The following is a 24,681-nucleotide window of genomic DNA, read 5'->3' on the forward strand; positions in this document are numbered from 1 at the left end:
ATGAAAAATATTATAGTATTGATATTGGTGGCTGTTGTCATGCTAACATCTTGCGATGACGACTTTCTCGAAGTGGAAAGCCCCAACCTTACAGATCAGGCCGTATGGCAAGATGCTACCTTGGCGGAAGCTTTTGTACTAGGGTTGTATACCAGCATCCGAATTGCCGACAAGGAGCCTGGGCACAATGGAGGAGATACTCCGGGCGGCTTTGGTCGTGGTTTTCACTGGGCGCTGTTTAGTTCGGTAAGCGATGAGACGATTTATAGCAACGATGATGCTACCTATTTGGTACAGCGCGGGCAAATGTCTCCGAGTAATTTTGGATTTATGAGTACCACATGGGGGCGCAGCTACCGTGGCATTCGAGAGGTGAACCTGGCTTTGTCAAAAGTAGATGTTCCTGAATCACCGTTTGAAGAAGATATCAAAAATCGGCTGATCGGTGAATTACATTTTATTCGAGCCTTTCGTTACTTTGATTTATTGAAAGGTTTTGGTCCTGTACCCATTATGGGCGATAGAGTGACATCACTTGAAGATGCTGATTTTTCAGAGTTATTTGATAGAAGACCTATTCAGGAAGTGGTAGACTACATCGTGGCAGAATTGGATCTGGCTATCGCCAACCTACCCGCTGATAATGGGGCACGAGCTACCAGTGGAGCTGCAATGGCACTCAAATCTCGCGTGTTGTTATATGCAGCAAGCCCTTTATATACGGAAACGGATGACCCAGCCAAATGGCAAGCGGCTGCTACAGCCGCCGAAGAGGTAATCAGTTTAGGCAAATACCAGTTGGTTACAGACTTGCGCTCGGACCCGGCAGAGAACTTCCAGCAATATTTCCTAAACCGAACAGCAACCAGTGAGGATATCTTCATGAGGTTTTACGTGGAGGAAAGCTCCTCAGGAGGAAGAGCCATTCCAATCGAGCGTATGAACGGACCGAATGGTTCTGGTGGCTGGGGTGGAAACTGTCCTATGCAGAATTTTGTAGATGATTTTGAGATGGATAATGGTCTGCCAATCACAGACCCTGCTAGTGGCTATGACGATCAGGATCCTTATAGCAATCGAGATCCAAGATTTTATGCAAGTGTGGTATACAATGGAGGTATGATCCGGGACAGGGCTTATGAAAGCTTTACACCTGGAGGTGCTGACAGCCCCGATGGCAACGAGCCCTGGAATACAAGTCCTACCGGATATCTCATGCGCAAGTTTATGCGTGAGGACATCAGCCTGAATTCCTGGAATCAAATGGGCACCACTCCATGGAGATATTTCAGATATGCGGAGATACTGCTCAATTTTGCTGAAGCTCAAAATGAACTAGCTGGACCGAATTCTACTGGTAGTACCGGCTATACTCCATATGCTGCGGTAAATGAGGTGAGAGCTCGTGCTGGAATGCCCGCATTGCCGGCAGGCTTAGACAAAGCAGCGTTTCGAGAGCGTTTGAGAAACGAACGCAGGGTGGAGCTCGCCTTTGAAGAACACCGATATTTTGATGTTCGCAGATGGAAAATCGCCGAAACCGTCGAAAATCAGCCAGCACGGCGTGTGACTATCACCAAGGAGTCTGATGGCTCTCTGACCTATTCTTACGATCAGGAAGCATTGAGCGGCAAGCAGTTTGAGCAGCAACACTATTGGTTCCCAATTCCATTAGAAGAGATTTCGGCCAGTGATGGTATGCTCGATCAAAACCCTTTTTATTAAGGTATTTTTTTAACCTTTATTTCATGCGGAAGGCACCTCTTGCCTTCCGCATGCTTACTTCTATGGTACGGTTTGTTTTTTACTATATAATCAGCGCGCTTTTAATAGGCTGTGGCTCTACGTCTACAGAAGACTACCTGTTTACCCGACTGAGTGCTGAGCAAACGAACGTTTCTTTTGTCAACCAGATAGATGACACCCCGCATCTCAACGGAATTTTATATGAATACCTCTATAACGGAGCGGGTGTAGCAGCAGAAGATTTTAATGCGGATGGATTGCTTGATCTTTATTTTGTTTCGAGCCTTGGTGAAAATCAACTTTACCTCAATCAGGGGAATTTCCAGTTTTTAAACGTTACCAAAAAAAGTGGCACATCAGGAGGCGCCGGACTGGCTACGGGCGTCACAGTTGTGGATATCAATGCTGATGGCCTACCGGATATTTATGTCTGTAAGTCGGGTAAATTCACAGATCCCCGATACCGCAAAAATGAATTGTTTCTGCACATGGGAGTGGATGAGGAAGGGGTTCCGACTTTTAGAGAAGCGGCGGCTGAATTTGGGCTAGACCTGATGAATTATTCCACTCAGGCTACCTTTTTTGATTACGACTTAGATGGTGATTTGGATATGTTTCTGATCAATCATGGTATCAGAGCTTATACAGATGCTGAAGTGTTGCATCTAAAAGAAAAGTACGAGCCATTACAAGCTGAGCAACTCTACGAAAATAGAGCAGGAAGCTTTCATGAGGTGAGCGCTCAGGCAGGTCTCATTCAAAATGGTCTGAGCTATGGCCTAGGGGTTGCTGTAGGGGATTTTAACAATGACAGTTGGCCAGATGTGCTCGTAAGTCATGATTACTCCGAGCGTGATCATCTGTACCTCAATTCCGGTAATAGAACTTTTAAAGAGGTGCTTCGTGAGTCTACAGGGCATACTTCCTTTTACAGTATGGGCAATGACATAGCCGATTTCAACAATGATGGCCTGCTTGATTTTATCACGTTGGATATGGCCGCAGAGACAAACTATGATATCAAAACCTCCATGAGTGGAATGAATCCAAAGCAATTTGAAGCGCTAACGGAAAACGGGTTTCATTTCCAGTACATGTACAATGCATTGCAACTTAATAGAGGCTTGGTAGATGGTGTTCCTATGTTTTCAGATGTGGCTCAAATTGCCGGTGTGGCTAGTAGCGATTGGAGCTGGTCGCCGTTGTTTTTGGATGCCGATAACGATGGAGATAAAGATTTACTCGTCACTAATGGGGTTGTTCGCGACTTTCGAAACAATGATTTTTTAAGGTATAAGGAGGAGCGCTTCAATAGCTTTTTTGCAAGTGTAAAGCAACGTACTACCGAAACGCTACAAAAAGCACGGGAGCTCACTCATGAGCTCGTTAGTCAGATGCCCAGGCGTCCCAGGCCAAATCGCATCTATCAAAATTTAGGAGGCATTCGGTTCAAAGATTCAGAATGGTTGCCTGCCGAACTTACAATATCTAATGGAGCCACTTACGCCGACTTGGATAACGATGGAGACTTGGATTTGATCACAAATGATATGAATTCGATGGCTGGTATTTACCAGAACAATGGGCAAGCTGGTAATTTCATCACTGTAAAACTTCACGGAGACTCCCTCAACCCAGAGGCAATTGGCAGCAGGGTTACGGTGAGGACTGAAAGTGGACTCCATCAAATGACCGAGCTATACCGAGCTCGCGGATTTCAATCGAGTGTGAGCGCACGCCTTCATTTTGGACTAGATACCGCCAAAGCCGTGGAAGTTCGGGTCAGGTGGACTGATGGTACCTATAGTCCCTGGCTGAAAACTGAGGCAAATCAGGAGTTGGTGATTGAAAAGCATGAAATAGCGGAGGTAGAAGCTGAAAGCCCAGTGAGTTGGCTTGTCAATGAAAGTAAACTACTTGATGATCGATTTGAGCATCACGAAAATGAGTTTGATGACTATGAGCGAGAGAGCTTGCTGCCCCATCGGCTCTCCCAAAATGGTCCGGCATTGGCTGTGGCCGATTTGAATGCAGATGGTCTGGATGACATTTTTATAGGTGGGGCTCATGGTCATTCGGGGCGCCTTCTTCTTCAAAATGAGAACGGCGGGTTTGAGTCACTTGCAGAAAATGTACTGGAACAAACAAAAGATTCCGAAGATGTGAGCGCTGTTTTTGCCGACCTGGATGGTGATGCCGACCTTGATCTATACGTGGTAAGTGGAGGCAACGAGTTTGGGCGTGGATCAGATGCGTTGGCAGATAAAATTTACCTCCAACTAAATGGCAATTGGACATTGTGGGAAGGGCACTTATTCGAAAGTGAGAGCGGTGGGGTAGTGAGTCCTTGTGATTATGATGCCGATGGTGATGTCGATTTATTCATTGGCAATTATCAAGTGCCGGGCGCATATCCGGTTTCCCCGGTTTCTTATCTCCTCAAAAACAATAGCCAGGGAGGTGTCCTTGAGTTTGAAGTGGTCAGTCTGGGAGAATTGGGAATGGTAACAGCTGCCAGTTGGGCGGATTTTGATGGTGATGGAGCTTCTGACTTATTAGTGGCAGGGGAGTGGATGTCACCGGTCATCTTCTACAACCGCTCTGGTACACTAACCCAGTTTACAGCTTCTGATTTGGATGCCTACACAGGCTGGTGGACGGCTGTTGCAGTGGGAGACTTTGATCAGGACGGAGATCAGGATTTTGTGCTGGGTAATAATGGACTTAACTATAAATATAAAGCTTCCGCAGAGGCACCTTTTGAGGTGTATTTCAATGACTTTGACAGGAATGGAGCAGGTGATATTGTGCTGGGCTTTCACGAGGAAGGTAAGGTTTATCCTGTGAGAGGACGTGAGTGTACCTCCAATCAGATACCCGTAGTTAAGTCGCGTTTTCAGAATTACGACGCATTTGCCCGTGCTACGCTAATAGATGTATTTGAAGAAGAACGACTAGCCAATAGTCTACATAGGAAGGTTACCACTTTTGCCTCAATGTATTTTGAAAATACTGGCGGCGAGTATTTGGCAAGACCATTGCCAGATATGGCACAGATCAGCAGCATTCGAAGCATCCTGCCTTATGACCTCAATGGAGACGGACGCCAAGACCTGATCGTACATGGCAATAGGTACGAATCTGAAGTAGAAACTCCTCGAAATGATGCTAACTATGGAATGGTACTCCTGAGTGATTCCCGGGGCGCTTTCATGGCGCAGCCTGCTGACCTTACCGGACTGCTGAGTGCAGGCAATGTGCGTCATGGTGCGCTCGTCAGAAGACCACAGGGGCTGAGCCTGTTATATGTACAAAATGATGGGCCTGCTCAACTTTTTAGAATTTATGATCAGACAAGAAATAAAAATGACGAAGCTTTTTAACCTACTGATGCTAACCGGCATACTGGTAGCCAGTTGCTCCCCTGAAGGTGGTGGCGATGATGCCAATGATGATACGCCCAGACCTGCACCGACCGAAATTTTATTGAAGCCGGAGGTGCGCCATCAGGTCGTACACAACTTTGGGGCGTCAGACGCTTGGTCGGTTCAGTTCATCGGTGATCAGTGGCCAGTGGATAAGCGCAAGGCCATAGCAGACTTGCTTTTTTCTACAGAAAATAAATCCGATGGTTCGCCCATTGGAATTGGACTCTCAGCTTGGCGATTCAATATCGGGGCAGGAAGTACTGAGCAGGGCGACGATAGTCAGATAGACGATGAGTGGCGTAGAGCTCCAGGCTTTTTGCAGGCCGATGGTACCTACGACTGGTCAGCTCAGCAGGGTCAGCTCAATTTCCTTAAGGATGCAGCAGAAAGAGGCGTAGCGACCTTTATTGGATTTGTGAACAGCCCGCCTGTTTCATTCACTCGCAATGGCAAAGCCTGGTCTGATGATGGCACCAAAGCCAATATAGCCGCGGAAAACTATGAGGATTTTGCTGTATTTCTGGCTGAGGTGAGCAAAGGCATCAGAGATCAGGCAGGCGTGGACCTGGACTACCTCAGTCCGTTTAACGAACCGCAGTGGGATTGGAAGTGCTGTGGTCAGGAGGGGTCGCCCTGGAATAACTCCGAAATCTACAAAGCTACGGTGGTGATAGATTCTGTGCTGAACGCTCAAGGACTAAATCCACAAATAGAGCTCACTGAGGCAGGAAAGATCGATTATCTGTTTGCACCGTCTGACAAGCCACATCGCGGCGATCAGATCCGTGTATTTTTTGACCCTTCATCAGCGTGGTACGTGGGTGACTTATCTTCAGTGGCTGGGAAAGTAGCCGGACATAGCTACTTCAGCACCTGGGATGCCGAGTGGCTGATTTCGTCTCGTCGCACCTTGTGGGAGCGCATAGGTGTGGTGGATGCAGGGTTGGAGTATTGGATGACCGAGTACTGCCTGCTGGAGGATAATGAAGAAATGAAGGGTAGTGGTAGAGACCTGGGTATGGATGCCGCCATGTATTTGGCAAAGGTCATTCATGCCGATATGGCCATCGCCAACTCCTCTGTTTGGCAGTGGTGGCTCGCCATTAGCCCATACGACTACAAAGATGGTCTGGTATATATCGATCACAATAAATCCGATGGGGCATACTACGAATCCAAAATGCTCTGGACGCTAGGACACTACTCACGATTTATTAGGCCCGGATATCGCCGCATAGCCACGGCCGTAGATGGTACTTCTAAAGATACTGTGACCGGACTCATGGTCTCAGCATACCAGTCGCCAGAGGCGGAGCAGACAGTAGTGGTGCTCACCAATCCTGTAAAGGGCAAACGCGAGGTGGTCCTGCGCGGTATCGGTGATGGGGAGCTAGATATCTATCAGACGAGTGCAGCGGCAACCGATAACCTGACTTTTTTGGGCACATTTTCAACAGGAGATACCCTCACTGTGCCCGGTAGAGCCCTTGTTACCTGCGTGATTCGGTAGCATTTTTTGACTTAACTTGTATAGTGCCTATGTGTGATTTGCTGGAATTATGGATCAAGCGCTCCCTTTGCCTAATCGTAATCTGTGCCTATCAGGTATCTGCCCAGCCTGATCCGAAACTGTTTACCCAGTACAAGTTTCACAGGCTCAATGAGGCAGATGGCCTCACCAATAATGTAGTCACCGATATCGTTCAGGATACGCTTGGAATGATCTGGGTAGGTACCGAAGACGGACTTTTCCGATTTGAAGGGGAGCAATTTCGGAAGTTTGGCCGTATTCGAAATGACGTACGCTCTCTGCCCAATAATATGGTGTACAAAGTAGAGGTAGACGACCAAAACCGGGTCTGGGCCCTTACAGAAAATGGTATAGGCATATACAGCTATGAAACCGATGTAATCGAGCGTTTTTTGCCCGAAAAAATCACTGGCCCCATCACCTCTATGACGCTGGATGCAGACGGAAACCGATACTTCAACCGTTTTTATGGAGGCGTATGGAAGGTATCGCCTGAGGGCAAGCTTTCGGCTTTTACGCTCGTGGATCCTGAAGATGGAAGAGACCTCAGCAAGATGGGGGGCATTCTGGAAGTACTTTATACAGCAGGGGCCATCTGGATGGAAGTTGGAGATCATGGTCTGGCACGTAAAGATCTTGCCAGTGGTGATGTACGGTACTACCATACCTCATACTTTACCGAGGCAGATCAGATTCATATCTATAGTCTCTACCTGGACAGGGATGAGCTTTTGTGGGTGACGACAGATCGTGGGCTATACCGGGAGTATCGCACGGACGATGGGAAGACCGAGCTGCGTTCGGTACTTGGTGCCCTGCCTGCTGACGACCTTATGAGTATCCAGCAAGATACTGATGGTACCCTATGGCTAGGTACCCGACAGCACGGTATGTATGCTTTTGATCCGAATGCAAATGATCCCGAGCAGACGCTTCAGAACTTTGCACCTACCATAGATCACAGTGGTATCAGCCACCGGACGATCAGCAAGATATACCAGGATGTGGAAGGCTACTTGTGGCTGGGTACACACAATGGTGGTATTAACGTCTTTAACCCCGCAGGTGAAAAAGTACGTATTGTGACCAACCAGTATAACAACCCCAGCTCCATAAGCTACCAAAATGTGTGGGGCATAGACGATGCTTCTTCCGGGTATATTTGGGTGGGCACGGACGGCAAAGGCCTCAACCTGCTGGATCAAACAACCGGTCAGATTCGTCAGCATGAGCTATCAGAGGCACTTGATGATAAGGCGATTTTGGCAGTAATGGAGGATAGTCGCTCGCGCTTGTGGATCGGCACCTATGCCAGTGGAGTTTACTGCTATGAGCTACCTGCGGGGCGCCTGCACCATTTCCGCAAGGGCATGGGGAATAATGATTTGATGGTCAATGATATACGCTGCTTTCATGAGACTGATCAGGGAGAGATTTATCTTGGAGCCAACAATGGAGGCTTATATACCTACGATAAAGGCCGTGTACGGCACCTGACCACCACGAGTTATATGGATGTGCGGGCCATCACTTCTTCGCCGGACGGGCGTTTATGGCTGGGGACATTTAACCACGGACTCGTCTCTTTCGAACCCACCACAGGGCGAGTTAAAGAACATTCGTGGACTCACAATCAGGACAATATCCGCAACGTGGTTTTTGATATCTATAATGACGGAACCCGCCTTTGGCTGGCTACTCAGCATCACGGGCTGCTTTCCTATCATATGATGTCAGAGAACTTTGAAGAGTATTACCATTTGGAAGGAATGGCGGATCTCAGCATATCTGGCCTCACTGCTGATAGTCAGCGACGCTTATGGCTGGCTAGCAACCAGGGAGTGGTGGCGTTTGATCCTGACTCCAAACATGTACGTTTAATCCAAAAAGGATTTCAAACAGGACATTTCAACTACGGATCGGCCTATACCTCTTCTCGTGGCTATATTGCTTTTGGTGGCATCAATGGACTCAACCTTTTCTACCCGGAGGAGCTACTAAGCAGGCAGCGGCAACCACACGTTGTTTTCAATGAACTCAGTGTGCTGAATGCCACGCTTACGCCAGTGAACTCGCAGGTGTTTGAGAAGGATAGGAGCATTTTTCTTACGGATCGGCTGGAGCTATCACATACTGACAATATTTTCACATTGTCCGTGGCACAACCAGGTTTTCAGGTGGGCGAACAGTATCAGTTACTCTACCGACTGGATGGCTATGAAAGTCGCTGGCAAAACCTGGATGCCACAGGGAAAATCACGTATAAAAATCTCTCGCCAGGCAAGTATACCTTACAGGTAAAGGACGCCTACGAAGGACAGGTATTACGCGAATTACGTGTGGTGGTAAATCCTCCCTGGTGGCGAACCTGGACTGCTTACACACTGTTTGTGCTGGTGGCTCTGACCATACTCTGGAAAATAGTGAGCTTTAGCAAAGGACGGGTACTGCTTATGCAGAAACTGCGCTTTGAAAAAGAACAACGTGAAAAAGAACAGCTTGCTATGCAGGAAAAGCTCCGCTTCTATACCAACTTCTCTCATGAGCTCAAAACCCCGCTTACCCTAATCACAGGACCAGTGGGCGAACTACTAAAAAATACCTCAGACCCAAAGCAGCGAAACTATCTTTCTATGATTAGAAAGAATACGGTAGTTCTGGAGCGATTCATAAATCGAATTCTCGAATTCCGGAAAATAGAGCTTAATAAAACCAACCTCAATGTTGGACTGCACGACCTCAAAATACTTGCTCAGGAAGAAGCCGAAAGTTTTGCTTATTTGGCCAGTGAGCGAGGTGTAAGGTTTGGGTTCTATTGTGAAAGTGAATTGGAGGTGTGGGTTGATATCGAAAAAATTCAGATCGTCCTAAATAACCTATTGAGCAACGCCTTTAAGTTTACCGGTGAGGGCAAGAGCATAAAGCTTGGAGTGTTTACCGAGGAAAACGAACTCGTAATAGAAGTTAAAGATGAGGGGCGTGGTATCGCAGAAAAGGAACTTTCAGAAATCTTCACGCCATTTTATCAGGCAAGCAACTCGGCCGGGAGCGGGGGCTCCGGTATTGGCCTGGCGCTGTGCAAGAGTTTTGTGGAGCTCCATGGCGGACGTATACAAGTCACCAGCAACCCCAGCCTGGGCACGCAGTTTTTGGTGTATCTGCCACTCGGCAAGGCCCATCTAGAGCAGATGGCCCATGTGCGGTTTGTGGAGGTAGAAGGCGAAAAGGCTGAATCTAGTTTGGTTTCGATCGCAGATCAGCAAGCACATACTGAAGTGACTGACACGGACCAGGTCATACTGATACTGGATGACAACCGGGATATATCGCGCTATGTAGGGTCGCTTTTTGATCAAAACTTTAAAGTGCTTTCAGCTGACAATGGCACGGAGGCTTTAGAACTTGCTGTGCAAAACATCCCGGATATCATCATTTCGGATATGATGATGCCCGGCATGGATGGGCTGGAGTTTTGTCGGTCACTCAAAGACAACATAGCCACCAGTCACATTCCAGTAATCATGCTTACAGCAAAAAGCAGTAGCCAGGCAAAACTGGAAGGGTTTGAGGTGGGAGCAGAGGACTACATTACCAAACCCTTTAATGCAGACCTGCTGGTCGCTCGGGTAAACAACATACTGAAAAACCGTAAGCTATTGGAGCTCAGGTATAGCGCACAAGAGCTGATCGGTACTTCCTCCACAGGACAGGCGCGGGAGGCCGAATTTGTCCTGAAGGTAGAGTCAGTTATATTGGAGCGCCTGAGTGAGTCTGCCTTTAATGTGCCGGATCTCTGTGCAGAACTGGGCATGAGTCAAACGTCACTTTATCGCAAGATCAAGTCAATCACCGGCATGTCCATTCAGCTTTTTATACGAAAGATTCGTATTAAACGCGCCGCACAACTGTTGCTCACCGAAGATAGTACTGTGAGTGAGATTGCTTTTGCGCTGGACTTTTCAGATCTCAAATATTTCAGAAAATGCTTCAAAGAGCAGTATGAGATGACCCCATCGGAATATAAAAATGCTCATCGAGAGTCAATAGAAAACCCTTAACTCCTTTTTTTGAAAGGGTGCAGGCAGCCTGGGCTCAGAAAGGTGATTTTGGCCCGATACACCCCTCCATACACCCTGATAATTACCTCATGATTTTGAATATGAGATGGTTACTTGTGTCATTAATGAATCACAACTTAAATCATCTAACTATGAGAACACTCTGTAAGCTGGGGCGAATTAGTGCCCTGTTTGGTTGCTTGCTGATGGCCATTTTGGCCTCTGCGCAAAATAGCACCTTTAGAAATGGTCCAAGCCTGAGCGACACCAATGGAGACCTGATACATGCACATGGCGTGGGCGTCATCAAAGTGGGCGCCACCTACTACATGATCGGTGAGGATCGGCGCAACATCTACACCTTTAAGGGAGTAAATATGTATTCCTCTCAGGATTTGGTAAACTGGACGTTTGAAAATACGATCATATCGGATCAGACCCACCCTGATCTGGCCGCAAAAACGCGGTTTATCGAGCGTCCGAAGATCATCTACAATGCCTCCACTCAGGAGTATGTGGTGTGGGTACACTGGGAAAGCGGTAACTATGGGGCAGCAGAAGCTGCGGTGTTTAAGTCATCCACCATAACGGGAGACTACACCTTTGTGCGCAACATGCGGCCTAATGGCAAAATGGCCCGAGACTGCAACCTGTTTGTAGATGATGACGGAACAGCCTACTTTATAGCAGCAGGTGACGAAAATGCCACACTTTATCTTCATGAACTCACGTCGGATTATTTGAACGTGACAGGTACGTTTTGGAAGTTTTTTGAGAACCAAAATCGCGAGGCGCCTGTCATTTTCAAAGACGGAAGTACCTACTATATGCTGTCTTCGGGACTTACCGGATGGGCGCCCAATCAGGGTATGTATGCTACGGCTAGCAGTGTGACAGGTCCATGGTCGGCAGTTTCCAATATGGGCAATAGCATCAGTTTTGATACACAGCCTGCCCATATCATACCAGTGTATGGCTCACAGACTACTACCTGGATCTATGTAGGTGACAGGTGGCAAGACCCCAATCTGGTGGTATCCAAAAATATCTTCTTTCCATTGACGGTAAACAATGGTACTGTTCAGCTCAATAATGAGCACGAATGGTCTGTAAATCTCACTACCGGGGTATGGCAGTCAGCAGACACGCGACAGGTGCTTTCCAAGTCTGGTTGGAGCGTGGTGTCAGTAAGTAGTGAAGAGACCACCAATGAGCCCGGGCAGGCTACCAACGTACTGGATGGAAACCTCTCTACATTTTGGCATGCCAACTGGAGCCAGGGATCGAATCACCCACACGAGCTGATCCTTGATCTGGGAGGGACACATACCGTAAATGGCTACAGCTACGTGCCACGCCAGGATGGAAATGTAAGTGGCCTGATGGAAACATTCGAATTGTACCTCAGTACAGACGGTCAGAACTGGGGAGACCCTGTGGCAGGTGGCTGGATTTCTCAGCAGGCAGATATTGGTTTTGCCAGCACACAGGCGGCCTATGCGCGGTTAGTGACCCACTCGGCTTTTGATGACAGCCCGTATGTGACCGTGGCAGAATTTGATCTGTACACAAACGGGGGATGTAGCAACACTGTGGAGCTGGTGAGCACGATCAATGGTGTGGCATCTACTCCACAATCGGGAAGTCAGACGCTCTCGGTCAACCTGGGAGAGACAGTGGCTATAGAAGTGGCTGCTGATTTTGCTTATGGTAGCACCATTTGGAGAGGCCCCAATGGATACCTGGACATCACCGATGAGTTTGACGGGCAGGCACGAGGGCTGTACTTCGATCAGTTTGATGCCAGTGATGCCGGGCGCTATACACTTACCTACCTGGATCCTCAGCAGTGTGCTAGTACCGCTGTGGTGCAGATCAATAGTACAGGTGTCTGTGGTCAGCCATATGTACGTCCCTACTTTCAGGTAGGTGCTCAAGACTGGGATGAAGGTAGCTCACTTACGGCTTTTGCAGGTCAGACGATCAATTTTGGACCACAGCCATCGTCGGGTGGTACCTGGTCCTGGAGTGGATGCGGTACTGGTGGAAGCTTGCGGGAGCAAAGTATCCAGCCTTCTGCTTCCTGTACTGCTACGGCAACTTTTACAAACTCCTGCGGCAGTTCATCGGCTGTTACATACAACATCACCATCGATCAGGGATCTGGGCTTTCCGGTACCTATCGCATCGTCAATCGCAACAGCAACAAAGCCCTCCGACCTGGAGGTACGGCCACACCTGGTTCGGCACTAGCGCAATATACTGTGCAGAATACGGCCAATGAACTTTGGCGTGTGCAGGAAGTAGCTACGGGGGAGTTTACCCTACAGCACATCAGTAGTGGTCTCTTTGCAGATATAGATGGGGGCTCTATACAACCTGGTGCGGCTAATATTCTTTGGAATCAAAAGACTGGAAATAATGCCAACCAGCGCTGGTTGTTGCAGGATCAGGGTAGTGGCTATGTGCACCTGGTCAATGTCAACAGCGGAATGTTTTTAGACATCTCTGGCGGGTCGCAAAACGATGGAGCCCCCAGTATCCAGTGGACCGACAATGGAGGCTACAACCAGGACTGGCAACTGGTCAATGACTCCTCAGTACGTAAAGTGCTCTCTAGTGATGAGGCTAGCGACATCAGTTGCTACCCGAACCCCACCTCTGACTTCCTAATGGTATCGGTACCTGATGGTGTTCGAAGTTTCGAAGTGAGAATTATCGATCAAAGCGGACGCATTCGTGCGTGCCATTCCGCGCTCACTCAAGGCCAATTGGATGTACGTCAGCTACCCAACGGACTATATGTGCTCGACCTGTCTGCCAACGGAATTCAGTACCGCAGCAGGTTTGTGAAACGCTGATTTAAGGAATCGGAATTCAATGTCGTTAATCCTATGCAACGGGGGAATGTGTGAGGCATAGGCAAACGACGCAATACGGTAATTTTTTTAATCAATAAACCATTTAACTATGAATGTGATGAAACCTTTTTTAACGGCCGTACTGGCTGTAGTCATGTGCTTTGGGTGTGTAGAAGACCCGAGCGTGACACCCAATGAGCCTCAGGTAGCCATGTCGGCGGTGCCCTCGGGCCCCGGTGGCCCTGGTATAGCAGGTGTCAACTGGGCCGACCAACGAGACAACTTCGTAGATGGCTGGGTCATACCATCTGGGTTGCTCGCCACAGATAATTACACTACAGTTTCTGCCAAGGCCGATGCTATACTTACTGGATTTCAGACCAATCTGCCAGGCGTAAATACTGTAAGATTACCTGTAAATCCTTCTAGTGTGTTGTCCAGTTGGTGGTCGGCCTACAAAGGGGCAATAGATAAGGCTCTGGCCAAAAATATGAAAGTGGTGTTGTCTTATTGGGAGGGTGCATCTTCTCGAGACGGTCGAATGGATAATGTCACGGAGTTTTGGGACATGTGGGATGCCATAGTCGCCGACTATCAAAACAGTAGTAATGTTTACTTCGAGCCATTCAATGAACCGCACGGATATACCCTTTCTGAGCTCAGTACCATTTATGACGATTGGCTCACAACCTACAGTGCCGTATCTCACAATCGGATAATTCTTGGAGGTACGGGATATTCTGAAAATGTAACAGGTATTGGTGCCGATAGCAGGTTTAGCGGATGCTACTTAGCACTTCATAACTATGCTTTCTGGACCACTCACAGCTCTACGGCGGCATGGGAGCAGGACTGGAACAACCGGATAGGTAGCTATGCAAGCAGGACAGTAGTGACTGAATATGGCGCTGGTATGACCACAGGGAAGGACTATCTGGGGTCAGTAGGTGGTGATAACGAGATCGCCTATATCCAGGGATCTACCAATCTTTTTCGGAATAGCGGTATCTCCAGTATCTACTGGCCAGGCCTTAGAGATGGGGATAGCTATAGCATTCAAACCCGAAGTGGAAGTGGGACTAGTATTACCCTCTCTACCACCAATGCTTCTGGGGCTCAGCGTATAAGATATGGCTGGGGCGAAAATGTAGCGGGTACCAATACACCCTACTACCGCATAGTCAACCGCAACAGCGGACAGGTTTTGGACGTAAATGGCGCTTCTACAGCAAACGGTGCCAACGTACTGCAATGGCCATGGAATGGTGGAGACAATCAGCTTTGGGAAATCGTAGATCTGGGTACCGGCTACTCGCGCATCATCAACAAAAACAGTGGGCTGGATCTGGATGTGAATATGGGGTCTTCGACTAATGGTGCTACAGTGATCCAGTGGCCCTGGAATGGAGGCAATAACCAACAATGGGAGGTCATAGACCTTGGAGGAGGCTACAGCCGTATACGCAATCGCAATAGTGGCAAATCACTTGATGTGAATGGAGGCTCTACCTCAAACGGAGCAGATGTGATCCAATGGACATGGACCGGTGGTTCAAACCAGCAATGGGAATTGATTTTGCATTGATCTGAAAAGCAATGAAGCGATGCTTCAGTTGCTTTTAGATGATTCCTGATAAAATAAAAAAGCCATCTCTCCCGACTCGGCTAAGGGTCTGGAGAGATGGCTTTAATTCTTTAAACGAGATTGTTTACTTCAAGGATTTGATCAGGTCTTTATTGCGCTTCACATAGCCAAAGTCACCCTGAGGGTTGTTTTCAGCTAGCTCTAAAGAGTTTTTAGCGGTAGCAATGGCCTCTTTCTTCTGATCCAAAGCGGCAAGTATTTTGGCTTTGGTATGTACATGCCAAAACTGCTTGCTGTTATTGCCTTGAGCCAGATACAGGTTCATCCATTCCAGGGCCTGCTCCAGGTCTTTGTTTTGACTTAGGTAAAAGTTGGCAGCCTGCACGTATACAGTAGGGTTTACCTGTGTTGCCTTTTCGATTTGGGCCATTACTTCATCTACAAAGGATACTTCAATCGGCACCTTTACTGATACATCACTCCAGGTGAGTTGTATGTTGGCGCTAGTGTTATCCTCACTGATGTCGCTGATGTTAAATGTCAGTGTTTCCACTGCAGGGCTCACTTTTTCAGGCTTTACAGAGGTGCTCAGCACTTCTTTAGACTTGTCATAGCCATTTACATTTCCACCGAGGCTAAGGTCGCTGTACAGCATAAAATCCCATGAATCTTTGCCTGGCTTAGTAAAGATGAGGTAAGTACCAGCCTCCACTTTGGTGCCAGCTATCGTAGCATCAGTACTGAGTGTAAGTTTAGACCCTGAGTTTGCCCCTGTTCTCCATACCTGGCCAAATGGCACCAAAAAATCACTGCCTTCTCCGAAAATAGCACGTCCTTTCATTTTAGGTCGGAAATAGTCTACAGTCACGTCTGTAAGGCCTACTTTGCTAGTCACCGATCCTGCAGGGCTGGGCTGCGGCATGTCGATTTGCGCATAGGCCGTGCCAAAGGCACAAAGAATGCATAATAAGGTTAGTTTTGCGATTTTGTTCATAATGAGATGTTTTGTTAGAATATTAAATGATTGACCTCTCTACTTACGAAAAACTTCCGAAATCGTTTTACCAACGTGAAGATGTGGTCGCAATCGCTCGTGAGCTTTTGGGTAAGTATGTTTTCACAAACATAAATGGATTTCTGACAGGGGGCAAGATCGTGGAAACAGAAGCTTATTGTGGACGCAATGATCGGGCGTGTCATGCGTTTGAGAAACGAACTCCGCGTACAGAGGTAATGTATCAGGCGGGAGGAATAGCGTACGTGTACTTGTGTTACGGTATTCATCACCTGTTCAATATTGTCACGAATGATGAGGGCCTGGCTGACGCTGTGCTGATCAGAGCATTGGAGCCTGTGGTAGGAGTGGATGAGATGTTTAAGCGTCGTGGACCGAAAGTGTCGGCGAAAAAACTCACAGCCGGTCCTGGTACACTTAGTCAGGCATTGGCTATACATACAGGTTTATCCGGCACGGCTCTTGATGGGGATTCGCTGTGGGTGGCCAGAGCAGCTGAGCCAGAGCGCTTCTCAGTAGTAGCCACTACGCGTGTGGGAGTAGACTATGCTGGAGCCGATGCTCTCTTGCCCTGGAGGTTTCTGATAGCAGATCACCCATACGTAAGTGTGAAGCCCAAAAAAGAACAAGAATGATGGAACTGAAAATTGAGCATAAAAAAAGGGCCACTGAAGGTAACAATCAGTGGCCCAACTAAAATTCATAAACCTGTTTGTAGTAATAAGCTTGCTTGCATCAAAAATACCTGATTAATTTTTAAAATAAAAATACTTACAATATATCCTTGAATAATTATATAATGAAGCGAATCCTTTCAGTATGGTTAATGACAGTAGTGGTGTGGTCTGGATATGGTCAGCTTACTTTTTATGGTTCTCCTGAGCCACAGGATTCATTGAATTCTCCAAGCAGTGAAAATTACCTGAGTTTAGATTGGCAAAATCAACGGCTGTTCTTCACCAGAGTAAAGCATGCTGAAAATGTAGCTGCTGCACAGGATGAAGGTGATGTATGGTTAAGTAGTTTTACTACAGAGTGGTCGGAGGAAGAGCCACTTGCTTTCAATACCCGGGATTTCAGCGCACCAGCTGGGCTTATGCCCGGGCAGGATTTGTTTCTCTACCATCAAGTACGTTATGATAAAGGGCTGTATTATGGGAGTGTTCGTGCCGTGCCAAATGATTTAAAAGGTGAAAGCTTTGAGCTGGAAATTCCTTATTTGGTAAACAGATCACCACTACAGACGGGAAACCTATCAGCAGATGGTCGATTCCTCATGCTCAGCATGGAAAACCAACAAGGCTATGGAGTGGATGATTTGTTTGTGTGTGAGCTGCAAAGTGATGGGACCTGGTCGGGGCCCAAAAACCTGGGTCGTGTAATCAATACCGCATTTCAGGAGATCAGTCCGTTCTTGGCGGCGGATAACAAAACGTTGATTTTTGCCAGCAATGGTCATGGAGGGGAAGGTAGCTTTGATTTGTTTCAGTCTACACGACTGGACGATACGTGGCAGCAGTGGTCTGAGCCTGTAAACCTCGGAACCACTGTGAATTCCGAGGGAGCTGAAACCAGTCTGGTATTCGGTCCAGATGATGAGTGGGCCTATTTTGTATCTACTCAAAACAGCAATGGCTATGGTGATATCAAACGCATAAGAATCAAAGCGGAACTGGAAAAAGTAGCTAGTCAGGAGCAGGTGCAACTGGCGATAACCTCCGAGGAAGAGGCAGCACTTGTTTTTAAGATTACTGATAAAAAGACGGCGCAGAGTCTCCAGGGCCAGGCAGTGATCGTTGGTGCTCAGCATCAGTTATTTGATGCAGATGCAAATGGCCTGGTAGAAGTTCAGGCAGGAGAAGGGCCTCTGGTGGTAGAGTTTAAGTCTCCAGGGTATTTTTCCAAAACCATTCACGTAAATAGTGAAATGTGGGATATGACAGCTCCTGTTGAGGTACAGCTGGAGCCTTTAGAAACGGGTGCCACTATTACGCTGGATCACGTATTGTTTTACAGAGGTACTGCCAATTTTGTAGAAGGCTCAGAAGAGCAACTGGATCTCGTGGTGGAGATGCTTACCGATAACCCTGATGTAACCATTTTCCTGAAAGGTCACACAGATAATGTGGGCAATGCCACACTGAACGTGCATCTCTCGCAGGAACGCGTCTATGCTGTGCAGGAGTATTTGATTCGAAATGGAATCAGTAAAGACCGCATAGATGGTAAAGGATACGGCGGAGCTCAGCCGATAGCTAGCAATGCCGATGAGGCCACCCGTAAGCTCAACCGAAGGGTGGAGTTTGAGGTCAGAAGAGATGACTAGGTTTTGACAGAATAAAAAGAGGCTGCTTCCCTGGAATCTTTAGTTCATGTCAAGGAAGCAGCCTTACTTTTAAGTGCTTTATAGACTATACTGAAGACCTATAGTGAGGCTTTCCTGAGCTTTCATTTGTAAGCCATTTAGGTTTTGGTAAATGGGTATTGCTGCCTCTATTCCGATGCGCACATTTTTGAGCATACCATTTGGTAAGTACATATTCACACCGCCACCGAGCGTGGCCAGTGTACCCCCAAAGTTTTCACTTTGTACCGTCGGTACCATCATGGGGTTCATGTAGGCATCATCGCCACCTGATATTTCACCTGCCTGTATGCCTTTAAGTTTGAGGGAGGCACTGAAGCATTCGCTCAGTTTGTATGCAGTCCATAGCGTGGTACTCACTCTGTTCCCAAAGGCATACCCTCGATCGTTTTTTCCAGTTCTTAGTATTCCAGAAGCCTGTACACCCATTGATGTTTTAGGCGTTTGATAGAGGTAAGTGACTCCAGGAAGGATATCCCAGGTACCACTACCTATTTGCATAGGGTAGGGTAGCTGCGCCTCATCTGGGTCAGAGGCAGGTGTCACATCTGTTTCTTCTATAGAACCCGTAGGAATGCTTACAGAAAGGTTGAGGTGCACTCGTTGAGCCTTTTTGTCCAGCACTTTATAGAGTCCTCCAATTTTCAGGTCACTTATGCCACCTGAAGCAGTTTCAAACTCCATATCCATTCGCGTTACATGGTTCATGCTGCGCTGTTGTACACCACTCATGACCATCAGCGTTAGCTCATCTGTGGCGGCATACATCATGCCTAGCATATGCATGTGCATGTGCATATCTAAGGGGCTTACCATATAGTCGGCATGCACTTCTTCGGTGGTGCGATCCTCGGTGCCCGACCGCATACCGTCCATATACATGTACATATATCGATAAGAAACCATCCATTCGCCCTGATTGTGGGTGTGATCACCCATTACAGAGATTGGTCCATGTCCATCAGGCCTGCCTGCAGACCATAATTCCTGTGCTGCTAGAGAAAGGCTCATGCCCATCGCAGCAATTGCAATAAGTAATTTCATTTAGAATTAAATCGTAGAGTGCTTGTGGTGATTACCTACAAGACACCAGGTTTGTCAAAATGTGATAAAGTGAGTTGAATGTCAGCACAGACCTGTAATTTCCGTGTAGATCCAGGCTGATATCTTTCATTAGGTAGGTTTTGGTGTTAGACAAACCTGGGAGGCTGAAACCAATCAACCTCAATCATAAACGTATAGGAATTGCTCCAGGGGAGTTCTTGTGAAGGAGTGCCTGAAGGGAATTGTAGATTCACTTCGCGAAGCTCAAAAAAAAGTGGAGGAGCATCTTCGTTGAATTGGAAAGTCACATCATCATTGGATGCTTCATGCTGAAATTCGAAATCGCAGGTTTGGCCACATACGGTAATACTTCTGCCGGCGATGGTCAGGTACTGCTCAGTATCCGTACAAAATACATCACGATATATCTGCTGTATGCTCAAAGAAAATGAGCATAACAGGGTGGCAATGGCTAGTATCGTTTGCAGCACTATTCGCACGGCGCGAATATATTTTGGAATGCTCAAATAGACTTATAATTTTTCACATTCTTCTTCGTCGGTTTCAAATTCTATAGTGGCATGATCGATGTGCTCTTTGCTCAGGAGCTTCTTTACTTTGAGTTTCAGTGCTGCCAATTTATCCAGGGAAGTGTTTTTTACGACGAGGTGAATGGAGAGGATGTGGTATTGCCCGTCCAGTGACCAAATGTGACAGTCGTGAGTGTCGATTACTTCAGGCAGGCTTTTGAGCATAGATGTAATTCGTAGCGGGCTAATTTCTTCTGGGGTGCCCTGGAGGATTATTTTGGCTGCTTTCTTTAAGTTTTTAGCTACATTGAACAGGATATAAATGGCAATACCAACTGCCAACAAGGGGTCCAGAATAGGAACGTTCTGAAAATGCATGACAATGGCTGCAATAAGTGTGGCTGTCCAACCAAGTACGTCTTCAAGCAAGTGAAGATATACCGCTTGTTCATTGAGTGATTGCCCACCGTGTAGGCGCCACGCGGCTAGCCCATTCGCAATGATTCCTCCTATTGCCAGCCAGATCATTCCTTCAGCGTCCGGTTGGGTGGGGTTAAAAAGCCTTGGTACGGCCTCAATAGCGATAAATATAGAACCCACGATGAGAACAACTGAATTGACTACAGCCCCAAGAATGGAAAACCGGCGGTAGCCGTAGCTAAAATTGATGTCACGGCCTTTTTGAGACACTTTTTGAAAGTACCACGAAACACCTAGACTTAGACTATCTCCAAAATCGTGTAATGCATCAGATAAAATGGCTACACTATTGGTATACAGTCCTCCTACAAGTTCTACAATTGAGAATAGCAAATTGATGAAAAATGCCACTCTGATTTTGGAGGTACTGTGCTGATGCGTATGATGATGCCCCATATCAGGTGTTAAACTCGAATTTTTGGAAAGTTGTTGGTCGAGTCTCTTAAACTTCGCGCTCCAGCGCCAGGAAATGCGTCGTTTCTCCAGCACTTGTTAGCGGTACCACATGAAGTTCACACCGATATTCTTCACCATTCTTTCGCTCGTTGAGTACAGTGGCAGTGAAAGTTTTGCGCGCTGTGAGGTGTTGGCGAATGATTTGCGTATCTCCAGGATCTGTATTTGGGTTTTGCAGCATATCTGGCTTGCGATGTAACACTTCTTCTGGGCCATACCCCGTCATACTGGCGAACCCGTCGCTCACCCATTCTATGAGCTCTTCCTGGTTGGTGAGCACCAGCGCTTCATATACATGACTGGATAGCAGGTCGGCCAGCGCTTTGGCACTTTGATCCCATGAATGATGGGCTTGAAGTGACGTTAGTTTTTTTAAATCTTTCTCCACAGTGGTGGTAAGGAAATGGTGTCCCCGCTGCATAGACACTACGTCCCAACTCAATAAAGGTAAGGTGAGCGCAGTTCTTAATCTTCTGTTATAGTCTAGCATGGCTAATTGGTTTTCAGTCCTAATTTCTTCAGCTTTTGATCAAACAGACGTTGAGAGCGCAATTGCTTTTGTTCTAAGAGGCATCTGGCACACAGACATTCGTCAAAGCTTTCTTTGAGGTGCATTCGCTCTTCTTCGGTAAGGGGTACTGTCCAACACTGGCAAAGATGAATAGACCCTACCTTGCATTCGAATAACGCTTTGCAGCACGGACATGTTTTAAGTTCGTGTTTCATTGGGTTAATCTTTTGGTGTTAAAGGCAGCCTGCACGCAGGCTGCCTTTTCATAGCTAAGCAATCGTTTCCTCTAGCTCCTTACGTTTGGATTTGGCTGCATTTACCATATGGCTCAGTGCACCTTTGGTTTCAGCCCAGCCACGGGTTTTTAGTCCACAGTCAGGGTTTACCCAAAGGTTTTCTACAGGAATCACTTTCCGCGCCTTTTCCAGCAACATAGAGATTTCTTCCTCATCTGGCACCCTTGGAGCATGGATGTCGTATACGCCGGGGCCTATGTCGTTGGGATATTTAAACTCCACAAAAGCATCCAGTAGCTCCATTTGGGACCTGGAACATTCGATGGTGATCACATCAGCATCCAGTGCAGCAATGTGCTCTATGATATCGTTGAATTCTGAATAGCACATGTGCGTATGGATCTGTGTGGCGTCTGACACTCCGGCCGTAGCCAATCGAAACGCATCCACAGCCCACTTTAGGTAGCTATCCCATTCTGTCTGTTTCAGTGGCAAGCCTTCACGCAGGGCAGGTTCATCCACTTGTATAATTTGCAGGTTGGCTGTTTCCAGGTCTAGTACCTCATCGCGTATAGCTAGCGCTAGCTGTTGGCAGGTGGCTGCTCGTGGCTGATCATCTCTTACGAAAGACCACTGAAGGATCGTCACTGGCCCGGTAAGCATGCCCTTCACCGGTTTGTTGGTGAGCGACTGAGCAAAGCCAGACCAACCGACAGTCATGGGCCGGGGCCGGCTAACGTCTCCATAGATAATGGGGGGCTTTACACACCTGGATCCATAGCTTTGTACCCATCCATTGATGGTAAAAGCAAAGCCGCTCAGCTGTTGACCAAAGTACTCTACCATGTCATTGCGCTCAAACTCCCCATGAACGAGCACATCTAACCCAATTGATTCTTGCATGCGAATAGCCTCCAGCGTAGCATTTTCGAGCTGTTGCTGATATTCTTGTTGGCTAATTCGATGATGGCGATAATCTGCACGTAGCTGTCGTATCGCTTTCGTTTGTGGAAACGACCCTATGGTGGTCGTAGGGAGCAACGGAAGCTGTAAGTTGTCCTGTTGGAGTTGTTTGCGCACTGGGAATGCCTGGTTTCTATCCAGGTCTGTGGCAGACAAGTTTTGAACTCGATCCTGTACAGCTAAATTCTCAATGAGGGAGGAATTCGATCTTTGTGCCACATATGCCTGATTGGCTACGAGTAAGGGTTCGCTGGCACGGTTTGCAGACAAGGCCAGTGACTTGAGTTCACTAAGCTCGGTGAGTTTCTGCACGGCAAATGCCAACCAGCCCCGAACAGCCTCCGGAAGCGAATCGTTGGTTTCCAGGTTTTGGTCATATGGTACATGGAGCAGGGAGCAGCTGGGTGCTATCACCAGCTGCTGGTGTCTAAACAAAGCAGTCGCCTGATCGATGAGTGTCAAACTATCCGTGTAATTATTTCTCCAGATGTTTCGCCCGTCTAACACACCCAAAGAGATCAATTCGAATTTGCTCAAATGTGGAGCTACCGCTGCTAATTGCTCGGGAGCCCGCACCAGGTCCAGGTGGATGCCCGCTACCGGTAGTTTATTCAAAACCTCAGGGGCATTGATGCCATCAAAATAAGTGGTCAGTAATAGTTTGGCACCCGGACATTTTTGAGTAATGTGGGTGTAAACACGTTGATAAAGGGCAGTGACTTCAGGTGAAAGTTCATAAACCAGACACGGTTCGTCTACTTGTATCCATGTGGCATCATTTTCAGTAAGCTGGTTTACCAGGTTTTGAAAAACAGGTAGCAGCCGATCAATCAGCGTGAGCGGATCAAAATTTACTTTTTTTGCCTTCCCCAAAAGGAGATAAGAAAGAGGGCCAAGTAAAACCGGTTTGGTATGAATGCCCAAAGTTTTAGCCTCCAAAAACTCTTCCAGTGGTTTGTTGCATGCGGGATCAAAAAGCTGATCCGGTTCAAATTCCGGCACGATGTAGTGGTAGTTGGTGTCAAACCATTTGGTCATCTCCATGGCGGTCACATCCACATCACCAGCTTGTAAGCCACGAGCCATGGCAAAGTACAATTGCGTGACTTCTTCTGGTGTGGCTCCTTTTAAAGTTTCATACCTTTTGGGAATTGCTCCGTAAGTGAGTGTGGCATCCAGCACCTGATCGTAAAGTGAAAAATCATTTGAGGGGATCAGGTCAATCTGAGCTTTTGCCTGCATTTTCCAGTGTTGATGTCGCAGGTTTTGAGCTGCATTCATCAGTTCATCGTGAGTGATTTTCCCGGCCCAGTAGTTTTCACAGGCACGTTTGAGTTCTCTGTGGGCCCCAATTCTGGGAAACCCGAGGTTTTGTGTTTGCATGTTAGCTTTTAATTAATTGATAATTAGTTAAAAGCTCTTTAGCCCAACTTCACAATGCCTTGAAAAAAGATCGGAGGAAACCCTACATAGGAGTATTGTATGGTTCTAACCGTGCTTTTTTTTACCGCGAAAGCATTGTCAAACGAGACGAATGTCTCTCGATTTTGGCAGGTCTCCTGGCTTATCTGACTTTAGGCAGCCTTCTCATACTTTACTAGTACAATGGCTGTTCAATGCCCAAAGCGAACTATTTCTTTCGAAATCAGAATTACAGTTGCGCGTCAGCTCATGATTTTCTACACATGTAGAGCACATGATTCCCTTTTAATCACCTACTCGTAAAGTAGGCGAACCCCAATCGATATTGATTAAGAAATCAAGAAAAGAACTTGAACGCCAAATATAGTGCTCCTTTTTAAGAAGTAAGGTAAGAGAGAGGAGACTGCACTAAGAAAATCAAGAGCGATACGGGTGCAATTGTATTAAATC

Annotated in this window: 15 protein-coding genes and 1 riboswitch; of the genes, 8 read left to right on the plus strand and 7 right to left on the minus strand. The window is 47.2% G+C overall.

Annotation, left to right across the window (positions count from 1 at the left end; genetic code table 11):
- From C7460_RS14065 to C7460_RS14090, 6 genes are all read left to right on the plus strand, one after another.
- The gene (locus C7460_RS14065) at positions 1-1,725 is read left to right on the plus strand and encodes a RagB/SusD family nutrient uptake outer membrane protein (protein ID WP_115868754.1); all 1,725 of its coding nucleotides are present in this window, start codon (positions 1-3) and stop codon (positions 1,723-1,725) included.
- A 23-nt stretch (positions 1,726-1,748) separates the two neighbouring features.
- Complete coding sequence (locus tag C7460_RS14070) at positions 1,749-5,129, plus strand: VCBS repeat-containing protein (RefSeq protein WP_115868755.1); 3,381 nt, start codon at positions 1,749-1,751, stop codon at positions 5,127-5,129.
- Positions 5,113-6,684 carry a glycoside hydrolase gene (locus C7460_RS14075; protein ID WP_170148018.1) on the plus strand — a complete coding sequence of 524 codons (1,572 nt, stop codon included), beginning with the start codon at positions 5,113-5,115 and terminating at the stop codon, positions 6,682-6,684. The genes C7460_RS14070 and C7460_RS14075 overlap by 17 nt, the downstream gene beginning before the upstream one ends.
- Positions 6,685-6,713: 29 nt before the next feature.
- On the plus strand, positions 6,714-10,763 hold the full coding sequence (locus tag C7460_RS14080) for a two-component regulator propeller domain-containing protein (RefSeq protein WP_115868757.1): 4,050 nt from the start codon (positions 6,714-6,716) through the stop codon (positions 10,761-10,763).
- 152 nt (positions 10,764-10,915) lie between these two features.
- Complete coding sequence (locus C7460_RS14085; RefSeq protein WP_170148019.1) at positions 10,916-13,624, plus strand: RICIN domain-containing protein; 2,709 nt, start codon at positions 10,916-10,918, stop codon at positions 13,622-13,624.
- Between the two features lie 118 nt (positions 13,625-13,742).
- Complete coding sequence (locus C7460_RS14090) at positions 13,743-15,209, plus strand: RICIN domain-containing protein (protein WP_147302958.1); 1,467 nt, start codon at positions 13,743-13,745, stop codon at positions 15,207-15,209.
- A gap of 124 nt (positions 15,210-15,333) precedes the next feature.
- On the opposite strand, the gene C7460_RS14095 is transcribed toward C7460_RS14090, so the two are convergent.
- Positions 15,334-16,203, minus strand: coding sequence for a DUF2911 domain-containing protein (locus C7460_RS14095; protein WP_170148020.1), 870 nt, complete (start codon positions 16,201-16,203; stop codon positions 15,334-15,336).
- 26 nt (positions 16,204-16,229) lie between these two features.
- On the opposite strand from C7460_RS14095, the gene C7460_RS14100 reads away from it, so the two are divergent.
- Positions 16,230-16,859, plus strand: coding sequence for a DNA-3-methyladenine glycosylase (locus C7460_RS14100; RefSeq protein ID WP_115868761.1), 630 nt, complete (start codon positions 16,230-16,232; stop codon positions 16,857-16,859).
- 164 nt (positions 16,860-17,023) lie between these two features.
- Entirely contained in the window at positions 17,024-18,550 is a 1,527-nt protein-coding gene (locus C7460_RS14105) for an OmpA family protein (RefSeq protein WP_115868762.1), read from the plus strand.
- Positions 18,551-18,628: 78 nt separating this feature from the next.
- On the opposite strand, the gene C7460_RS14110 is transcribed toward C7460_RS14105, so the two are convergent.
- The 6 genes from C7460_RS14110 to metE all read right to left on the minus strand — a co-directional run bounded on the left by C7460_RS14110 (position 18,629) and on the right by metE (position 24,192).
- The gene (locus C7460_RS14110; RefSeq protein ID WP_115868763.1) at positions 18,629-19,633 is read right to left on the minus strand and encodes a transporter; all 1,005 of its coding nucleotides are present in this window, start codon (positions 19,631-19,633) and stop codon (positions 18,629-18,631) included.
- 146 nt (positions 19,634-19,779) lie between these two features.
- A complete protein-coding gene (locus tag C7460_RS14115; protein ID WP_147302959.1) occupies positions 19,780-20,160 on the minus strand; it encodes a hypothetical protein in 381 nt (126 codons plus the stop codon).
- Between the two features lie 6 nt (positions 20,161-20,166).
- On the minus strand, positions 20,167-21,039 hold the full coding sequence (locus C7460_RS14120; protein ID WP_115868765.1) for a cation diffusion facilitator family transporter: 873 nt from the start codon (positions 21,037-21,039) through the stop codon (positions 20,167-20,169).
- A 46-nt stretch (positions 21,040-21,085) separates the two neighbouring features.
- Entirely contained in the window at positions 21,086-21,589 is a 504-nt protein-coding gene (locus C7460_RS14125; protein ID WP_115868766.1) for a PAS domain-containing protein, read from the minus strand.
- A 2-nt stretch (positions 21,590-21,591) separates the two neighbouring features.
- Positions 21,592-21,825 carry a cysteine-rich CWC family protein gene (locus C7460_RS14130; protein ID WP_115868767.1) on the minus strand — a complete coding sequence of 78 codons (234 nt, stop codon included), beginning with the start codon at positions 21,823-21,825 and terminating at the stop codon, positions 21,592-21,594.
- A gap of 54 nt (positions 21,826-21,879) precedes the next feature.
- The gene (gene metE, locus C7460_RS14135; protein ID WP_115868768.1) at positions 21,880-24,192 is read right to left on the minus strand and encodes a 5-methyltetrahydropteroyltriglutamate--homocysteine S-methyltransferase; all 2,313 of its coding nucleotides are present in this window, start codon (positions 24,190-24,192) and stop codon (positions 21,880-21,882) included.
- 149 nt (positions 24,193-24,341) lie between these two features.
- Positions 24,342-24,564, minus strand: a riboswitch (cobalamin riboswitch).
- Positions 24,565-24,681 lie beyond the last annotated feature (117 nt).

It is taken from the genome of Marinoscillum furvescens DSM 4134 (assembly GCF_003386095.1).
GTDB classification, from domain to species: domain Bacteria; phylum Bacteroidota; class Bacteroidia; order Cytophagales; family Cyclobacteriaceae; genus Marinoscillum; species Marinoscillum furvescens.